The organism is Prevotella sp. S7-1-8 (assembly GCF_000758925.1).
Classification (GTDB): domain Bacteria; phylum Bacteroidota; class Bacteroidia; order Bacteroidales; family Bacteroidaceae; genus Prevotella.
Genome location: NZ_JRNC01000016.1, coordinates 1 through 7433, shown reverse-complemented (window position 1 = coordinate 7433; position 7433 = coordinate 1). Strand labels below are relative to the sequence as shown.

11 protein-coding genes and 1 pseudogene are annotated in these 7433 nt (G+C 49.5%); all 12 read right to left on the bottom strand.

From position 1 onward, the window contains the following. Positions 1-12 precede the first annotated feature (12 nt). A complete protein-coding gene (locus HMPREF1640_RS03060; protein ID WP_036892265.1) occupies positions 13-312 on the bottom strand; it encodes a hypothetical protein in 300 nt (99 codons plus the stop codon). Positions 313-441: 129 nt separating this feature from the next. Then, the gene (locus tag HMPREF1640_RS03055) at positions 442-849 is read right to left on the bottom strand and encodes a hypothetical protein (RefSeq protein WP_036892263.1); all 408 of its coding nucleotides are present in this window, start codon (positions 847-849) and stop codon (positions 442-444) included. Between the two features lie 169 nt (positions 850-1018). Beyond that, a pseudogene (locus tag HMPREF1640_RS03050) lies at positions 1019-1246 on the bottom strand (hypothetical protein); the annotation flags it as partial. Positions 1247-1600: 354 nt separating this feature from the next. Next, on the bottom strand, positions 1601-2161 hold the full coding sequence (locus HMPREF1640_RS03045) for a host-nuclease inhibitor Gam family protein (protein ID WP_036892261.1): 561 nt from the start codon (positions 2159-2161) through the stop codon (positions 1601-1603). Positions 2162-2173: 12 nt separating this feature from the next. Next, positions 2174-2377 (bottom strand): hypothetical protein, encoded by a 204-nt coding sequence (locus HMPREF1640_RS03040; protein ID WP_036892268.1) that lies wholly within the window; start codon positions 2375-2377, stop codon positions 2174-2176. 29 nt (positions 2378-2406) lie between these two features. Continuing rightward, positions 2407-2880, bottom strand: a complete 474-nt coding sequence (locus HMPREF1640_RS03035) for a hypothetical protein (RefSeq protein ID WP_036892259.1) — start codon at positions 2878-2880, stop codon at positions 2407-2409. Beyond that, complete coding sequence (locus tag HMPREF1640_RS03030) at positions 2838-3137, bottom strand: hypothetical protein (protein WP_036892257.1); 300 nt, start codon at positions 3135-3137, stop codon at positions 2838-2840. The genes HMPREF1640_RS03035 and HMPREF1640_RS03030 overlap by 43 nt, the downstream gene beginning before the upstream one ends. 24 nt (positions 3138-3161) lie before the next feature. Further along, entirely contained in the window at positions 3162-3398 is a 237-nt protein-coding gene (locus HMPREF1640_RS12725; RefSeq protein WP_081935250.1) for a hypothetical protein, read from the bottom strand. After that, on the bottom strand, positions 3395-4036 hold the full coding sequence (locus HMPREF1640_RS03025) for an ATPase AAA (protein ID WP_036892255.1): 642 nt from the start codon (positions 4034-4036) through the stop codon (positions 3395-3397). Before HMPREF1640_RS03025 ends, HMPREF1640_RS12725 begins: the two co-directional genes overlap by 4 nt. Further along, on the bottom strand, positions 4036-4911 hold the full coding sequence (locus HMPREF1640_RS03020; RefSeq protein WP_036892254.1) for an AAA family ATPase: 876 nt from the start codon (positions 4909-4911) through the stop codon (positions 4036-4038). Before HMPREF1640_RS03020 ends, HMPREF1640_RS03025 begins: the two co-directional genes overlap by 1 nt. Positions 4912-5074: 163 nt before the next feature. Continuing rightward, positions 5075-7066, bottom strand: a complete 1992-nt coding sequence (locus tag HMPREF1640_RS03015; RefSeq protein ID WP_036892266.1) for a hypothetical protein — start codon at positions 7064-7066, stop codon at positions 5075-5077. An 8-nt stretch (positions 7067-7074) separates the two neighbouring features. Beyond that, positions 7075-7433 (bottom strand): hypothetical protein (locus tag HMPREF1640_RS03010; protein WP_036892253.1); only part of this gene is annotated, 359 nt, incomplete at its 5' end.

Genomic DNA, 7433 nt, shown 5'->3' with positions numbered 1-7433 from the left:
ATGAATTATGAATTATGAATTATGCTGCCTGCGGTTGATTTCCCGCACTCTTCCCATCACCAGCCAGTACACCTGCCCCAACGTATACTGACCGCGACGCCTGCTCATACGAACCAAGCCCAAGGCATGCATCTTCCTGAACTCGTCAAAACTCAGCCCTTTCTGACTCGTCAGCCCCATCCACACTATCTTCAGCACATCTTCTGTCGTGGGCTTACGGTAGATATACACCCTGCCAAGCACGCTCACTACATTCTTCGTCTGTATCGAGTAGCTCACCTTCTCGCCCTCTATGAATAATTCCTGTTTCATTTTTAAGTTCTTTAGTTCACAAGTTTACGAGTATACGAGTTCACAAGTAAATAGACTTTTCACTTTTAAGCTAACAACTCGTCAACTTGTTTCCTCGTCAACTTGTCAACTAACATTATGAATTATGAATTATGAATTATAAAGTAGGTATCTCACCGAGTAACTCTCGATACTTTCCAATATCTCCTCGTGGTTGTGGTTCGTTTCGGTTTCCGAAAGTACCAAACCGTGAAAGCCTATACCTTCCACGTTCTCCATAGCCGCACGAATCTTGCCTATCAGTTCCCATGCAGCCTCTTGACCGCCTTCCGTCCAGTCCGTAACGACGTGCAGGCGCACTAATCCTTTTCCTCGATAGCCACTGCCCACATTGGGCTCCCATACTATCGATCCGAACTCCACGAACACGGCTGGACGTTCCCAGCCCTCCTCCTGCTCTATAAATTCCACGTTGTGGTTCCACAGGTCGATGTGTACAACCTCAGGAACATCTTGCTTGAGCTTCGCCACAATGGCGGCATATAATTCCTTTCTCATTGCTGTTTCATTGATAAGTTTATAAGTTCTTTAGTTTACGAGTTGACGAGTTGATAGTTCAGCTAATCATAATGTTCAAAGTAGTCAGCTAATCACTCCCCTCCCTTTCGGGGAGGGGCAGGGGGTAGGGCTTTTTCTCCCCTCCTTCGGAGGGGTCGGGGGAGGCTCCCCATGTTTCAAAGAGCAATAGCTGACGGGTATCGTCAGCTATCTTATTCTTACTTTCCGCGCTCGCGTTGAGTATATTGTAAAAGGTACGTTCAGTAATGGCATACACAGGATATATGTACCGTCGCCATATCTCACGGTTCGAAATTCCGCTTCTGGCATGTTGATCGTATATCCTGTTTATCTCCTCTACACGTTTCTGATAACTTACGCCGCGTCGCTTCTGCATATACTACAATAAGTTTTTTAGTTCAAAAGTTCACAAGTTTACGAGTTCACGAGCTGTTAGTTCAGCTAACCAATCCCCCTCCTTCGGAGGGGTTAGGGGAGGCTCCTCGTCAACTTGTTTCCTCGTCAACTTGTCAACTAACATTATGAATTATGAATTATGAATTATGAATTGCTCGCCTATAAGGCCTGATGTCATATTCCGTTACTGAACTCACCGTCACCCAGCCACTGCCCTCACACTGGGGACAGGGCCCTGTCAACGGCGTACCGTCATCCATAAGGTGTCGCCATACGCCGGTGCCCACGCACCTGCGGCAAAACGACACCCGAGGAGGTCGCCTCACTTCGCGCTTCATGCCGTCTCCTCTTTCTTAGGTTCAACATAGAAGGCCTCGTCCTGCACCACCTGGATGCCACACGCCGTCATCTGCTCACGAAGGGGACGATAGCCACGGTTCTCAGGGTCACCGCCGCCAAGTTGAACTTCCATCTCGCGGTCTGCAAGCAGTTTGTCTTTGGCAATCTCCTCTGTCTGGCGGATATAGCTTGGCAGGAAGCTCTTTACAAGGTTCAGCGCACTCGCCCAAGTAAAGCCTTTCAGCGTCTTCAACTTCGGTGTCCCAGTGCGAAACCCAATCGTGCCATGAGCCATGTCAAGGCTCTTCTTCTTGGAAAACAGCTCAGCTTGGTTCTCCGTGGCAAACGACTGTAGCGTGTCAAACGCATTGTCTCTTTCAGCAGTCAGCGTAGCCAACTTGTCGGCATACTTCTCGCGCACCTTGGCACACTGCAGCTCGATGTCCGCATTGATTTTCTGTACCTGTGCATCGCTCTTGGCATAGGTTGCAAACGCTTCATCGGCGGCTTCTCTGCTCACGCCGGTGATGATTACTTTTTTCTTTCTTGTTGCCATAGTGATATTGTTTTATTTGGTTACTGTATATCCTTTCTCTCTCAGGTACATTGCTATGTACTCGTCATCGTTTACGTCTTTAAGCACATCAAACAGATAATCCTTGACATAATTTGCCATAGCCTTGCTTGAGGCAAGTTCAATATGCTCTGATATGAACTCTGACTTTTTTGTTCTACCTAAATTACAAAAGGCCTTTTCAATACTTGTTTCCATTTTTCGACTATTTTGATTATTACTAAAAACTAACATTCTGTTATATTGCCAACCGGGATATAAACAAATGAGGTCATATTCTTCTGCTCTTCCCGTGCTTGCCGTGGCTTCAGGCCACCCTTGCGCTTAATCGTCCTCAGCTTTACGGAGAGGTCATCAAGTTCCTCTATGCTGATATTCCTGAAAGGTTTTCCGGCAAGACGAGGGTTCATGCAAAGATTATCCACTTGCGCCCAGTCCGTGGTATCAACACCGAGCTGCTGCATCAGCTTCAGGCACACGCTGCGCTTTCGACGGAGTTCCTTCCGTATTACCTCCCTGCGCTCATCAAAACCTGCCATTCGTTCCATATCGTTGCACATCGCGTCGTACTCCTGTATGGTGGTCTCGTGCAGGTGGACCGTCCGACCGTGGGTATATTGTTCCACAAGCGTTCCCTTATCTGCTCCGGGCAGTTTTTTCAGCAGACAGTAGAAACGTGCGTAGTTCCGTTCCGCTCCCATAGCTTCTCCTCCTTCCAGTCCTTGTATGCGCTGCGGCCACAGGCTACGACCTCGGCCACGCTGTTCTTGAAAATATCGATGTCGAACAGTGGTGTGCCGTGTACACAGATGTACAGCCTGCTGTTGAATTCCATTACCTGCACAGCTTCCCGTGCCTCTGCATCAAGTGCCGCCTGACGGTCTGCTTCGATACGCTCCGCACGCTTCTCGTGCCACACTTGAATACGTTTCTTCAGTTCTTCAAAAAAATTGTTCATGGTTTATGAATTATGAATTATGAATTATGAATTGCTTCCCGCTTTCCACTCAATAGTTATCACGGCGTCAAGTCTGCCGCTGCCCTTGCATATCGGACATTCCTTCTTATAGCGTTCCTGCCATTCGTCCTCTTGCCAAAGATATCCGTTTCCTTGACAATAGGGACAACGGTGCCCTCTGCTCTCAATACGGTCTGTCATCCGTCCGCCCGGGCTCATCGTCCCTGGGGCAATCTCAATTATCCGTCTTTCTTTACTCATAACTTGGTGTCATTATTTGTTTTGATTACTCCGTCTTTCCACACTACATAATACTTTCCCGCTTCACCGATAGATCGGCCCAAGCAGTAGGCTTTGTAACCAATCACGCGTACTTTCATATCGCAGATATACCTCAGACGTCGTGCAGGTTTCCCTGTTGGTGCGCTCTTATCCTCTTGGCTGATAAAAATAAAGCACTTACGGTTAAATCGCTTCATCAGTGACACGGTGTCGGGATACGTCCATCCTTTGTCATCACAGCCTACTTGAAAGGAATCCACAATGATGAATTTCGGAGATTTGGGCTTGGAAAGACGTACGGCAAGTTCTTCGATGGTATCGTCAACAACTACTCTGAATTTACCCTGTACCTCATTCATACCAAGGTAGTTCATTCGGCGTTGGAAACTTTGGTTCACACCCTCCTCGTAGCTCATATAGAGAACAGAACCATATTTACAAAGTTCCTTCCCCAACTGCATGACGAATGAACTCTTGCCCTGTGCGCTCGCGCCGCTGATAAACCAAGAGGCATTCTCAGCAGGGAAACCAAACGGATCACTCCACTGCGCACCCCAAGGCAAGGTCACCCATTTCTTGGCCGCAATCTCTTTCGGACTGTACGCTCGTTTCGCCATTACGCGCCTTCCTTAAGTTTGCTGATTTCTGTATAAACCCTTCGCAGTCCGCCGCCGCTCTTGCGTACTATTTGACCGATGTCCGTGCCTTTCGGGGCGTTCACGCTTGCCACAGCACGGGCTTGATCCAAGAGGAACTCACGGCGGTCATCTTCTTGGTCAGGAGTTACCTTGCTGTACTTGCCGCCGTATCGTGAGAATATCTCGGCATAGCCCACCTTCTGATGTTCCACCATTCTGTTGATCTTGGCACGCAGCCCGTCGGCTCCCATCATATACCAGCCACAGCACATTTCCGTTGCGTTCCACAAGGCTTTTAGTTCAAGGAAAGCCTCGTATTGCAAGTCGCCGGCTTCGTCCAGCACCACCAACGGCCGCTCCATAGAGCGCAGGTAATACACGAGATCCTCGTAGGTGTCCTGATACTTGCCGCTTATGCCTACACCGAACTCCCGTGCTATCTTCTTAACTAGCGCACGCTTCGTTTTCACCTGTGAGCAGTCTACGTAAATAGCGTTACGGTGTTCCTTTACATACCAACGAGCGGTATAAGTTTTGCCGATGTTCGGAAGGTCGCAGAGTATTACGCTCAGGCTGCGTTCCTGGCAGGCGCCCAACTGCAGGCTGATATATTTAAAGGTTTCAGTCTGAGCTCCTTTCCACTCTATTGTCTCGCGCAGGTTCACATCCAGCTTCCGGGCAATATTCACCCAGTTGGCGTCGCTTAGCGTCTTTTCCGTCTGACCTTTTTTCAATCCGTTATAGACACTCGGGGAAATACCAAGCGCCGATGCGTGCTTCGCGTCGCTCGGATAGTTCTTGCGGTTGGAGGCTATGGCATCCAGTATCCGCTGTTTTTGCATCTCACTAATCATATTCTAATGGCATTTTAATTATCGTGCAAATGAGCGCAATCAAGCTCGCTTGTTTTGCCGAATGCAGCCGATAATCAACTTTGGTAATTATCGTGCAAATGAGCGCAATCAAGCTCGCTTGTTTTGCCGAATGCAGCCGATAATCAACTTTGTTAACGTTATTCTATATATCTGCGACTGCTCTGTCGGATGCGCTTGGTAACGGCATTCTTGGCTCACATTTCTGAGGTACGGAGGGTTTCAGTTCCTGTACCTCCTGCTGTGCCTGTTGGCTCGGCTTCAATATTCCCAGTCTGTCGATGGCGTTGTCCTCAACATATTTGTTAAATTTCGCTATCTTTTTCTGCTGTTCCACGAACGCTGCTTGGTCTTCTTCCGTCTGTTCGGCGATAACACGGCTGTAAGTGTTCACTTTCTCCACGGTGTCGATGTACTTGCCTTTCTGATAGATAAACACCTCCTGTGGAGTGCCTTCATCATCGGGAAGATAACAGGCTGTTACCTTATAATTGTTCGGCTCCAGCCGTTCCAGTACGCTCGTGCTGCTCAGCCACCAGTCTTCGTGTGCCACCCTTACGGTCGAGTTCCTGCGAATGCTTGTTTCCACCCGCTCGCCGATATGGTAGGCAAGCGTTCTCGCGTCGTAGGGCAGCAGGTTCGGGTTGATGTAGGCCTCCAGCACCTGCCAGCGCGTCATTCCCGGATACATCTTCTGGTTGGGGTGCAGCGTGTTGTTCCACTCTTCGTTGTCCTTGCGGTCATCGGCAACCAGCTGCTCCCAAGTGAAATATTCCTTGTCCTCGTAGAGCTCGTTGGTCTCGTCGCTGATCTTCTTATACTCCTGACGCCACTTGCCCTTGCCGTAGAAACGGCCGATGCCTTCGTGGTTCTTGTGTATCACGCTGCGCTTCTTCGCACCGTTCAGAGGCTCGGCATATTTCTCCTGTGAGTTCAGAGGGGCGCAGAAACGCACGAACTGGAACACCGTCTCAGCTTTCAGGAAGCCCTCCTTGTACTGGCTCATCAGGTGGTTCTCCACCTCGATACCGGCAGGAATACCCCAGCCGTGGCGGGCTATCAAGCGAAACATATCTCGGAAACAATCTACCACGAGCCGCTCGTCCTTCTTCCTCGCATAGCTGGCGCCAATCACGCACTGGCTCACCACATCGTAGGCATAGTAGGCATGCACCCGCTGCTTCGTGTCCTTCAGCTTGCGCGTCAAGTCCACGTCGTCCATTGTGATTTGGCTCAGCGAGAAGCGTCCGTTATGGCGGTGCATGTAAGGCATTTGCTCGTGCATGAAGGTGCTCCAGCTCGACAGCGACTTTTCTATCAGCATTTTGGTTGCCGGCTCGTTCAGTATATTGTTGATAGTGCTATCGCTCAGGGACTTCGGGTCGCCGTTCTTATCCGTGAAGTCATCGGGATTGAACAGTTCGCCGGTCTTCGGGTCATAAACGTCAAGCTCGCCACAGACAAAGCTGATATACATCTCGTGTACGTTGCTGTTGTAGGGTTTGTTCGGCAAGACAGCCAAACCACGGACCAGTTGCTTGGTCTTATAATCCACTTTCCTTGCGCTCTGGTTGCCGAATTTGCCGCTGATTAAGCAGCCGTAACCACCTCGCTTGTAGTCGTTCACCTTCTTCCTGAAACGCAGCGTGCTCGTCGGAAGCGTGTGGCCCAGCTCCTCGCGCAGGATTTCAATGGTCTTGGCCATCATGTCCCAGTTGTACTTGCCGCCGAACAGGCGTTGGCTGTCCCGTGCACGATCGTAGAGCTTGATACAGCAGTTCAGCACCGAAGCGTTGATAATGTACTCGCGTTTCTTTTTCTCGTCAAGGTCGATACCCGTCTTGCTGCGGTCATGGAAGAAGGCGATGGCTGCCTGATCCATTTCGTAATTGGAAAGCACCCATGCCTTGATGCGAACCTCATCGTCACCGGGGTACTTCTTCTCGACAGCCTCCTTGTACTTACTCGGCAAACTGTCTATGGCAATCAGAGCACAACAGCCACTCGCACCACCACCGTGGCGGACTACGTCAATACGCCCACGTGCTGCCAACTGTTTATAGTTGGCCACGCTGACTATGCCGCTGTCCACAAATTCGGGATAGGATATGCAAAGTTTATTACCGTAATACTCCATACCACACATTATAAAGCCTTTGCGTATTCCTGCATCAAAGGAATCTCGCTCAGATAAACCTTGCTGTAATCTTTTCTTTTGGAACCCTTGAACAAGATGATCCCCGAGCCAGTTGTCATGTTGGCTTCCAAGATGGCACCATTGCTAAAATACTGGCGCATCAGCCTCATTCCGTTTTCGGTAACATCATAGAAGATTTCCTCCTCAGGTACAGAAGCCTCTATCCAACCACCTTTCATTCTGGCCGTATGGCGGATTTTACGGGCAAGCTCGCTGTCGCTGTCAAAGCTCAGCGCCCTGTTAACCATACGTTCTGTTACTCCAAACGCTTTCATAAGCGTCCTTTTCACGTCCATTGTCGTTTCGT

Excerpts from the sequence above, each read along its gene's own strand:
- HMPREF1640_RS03035 (WP_036892259.1), bottom strand. The coding sequence starts at position 2,880 with ATGGGAGCGGAACGGAACTACGCACGTTTCTACTGTCTGCTGAAAAAA.
- HMPREF1640_RS03055 (WP_036892263.1), bottom strand. The coding sequence starts at position 849 with ATGAGAAAGGAATTATATGCCGCCATTGTGGCGAAGCTCAAGCAAGAT.
- HMPREF1640_RS12725 (WP_081935250.1), bottom strand. The coding sequence starts at position 3,398 with ATGAGTAAAGAAAGACGGATAATTGAGATTGCCCCAGGGACGATGAGC.
- HMPREF1640_RS03045 (WP_036892261.1), bottom strand. The coding sequence starts at position 2,161 with ATGGCAACAAGAAAGAAAAAAGTAATCATCACCGGCGTGAGCAGAGAA.
- HMPREF1640_RS03015 (WP_036892266.1), bottom strand. The coding sequence starts at position 7,066 with ATGGAGTATTACGGTAATAAACTTTGCATATCCTATCCCGAATTTGTG.
- HMPREF1640_RS03030 (WP_036892257.1), bottom strand. The coding sequence starts at position 3,137 with ATGAACAATTTTTTTGAAGAACTGAAGAAACGTATTCAAGTGTGGCAC.
- HMPREF1640_RS03040 (WP_036892268.1), bottom strand. The coding sequence starts at position 2,377 with ATGGAAACAAGTATTGAAAAGGCCTTTTGTAATTTAGGTAGAACAAAA.
- HMPREF1640_RS03025 (WP_036892255.1), bottom strand. The coding sequence starts at position 4,036 with ATGGCGAAACGAGCGTACAGTCCGAAAGAGATTGCGGCCAAGAAATGG.
- HMPREF1640_RS03060 (WP_036892265.1), bottom strand. The coding sequence starts at position 312 with ATGAAACAGGAATTATTCATAGAGGGCGAGAAGGTGAGCTACTCGATA.
- HMPREF1640_RS03020 (WP_036892254.1), bottom strand. The coding sequence starts at position 4,911 with ATGATTAGTGAGATGCAAAAACAGCGGATACTGGATGCCATAGCCTCC.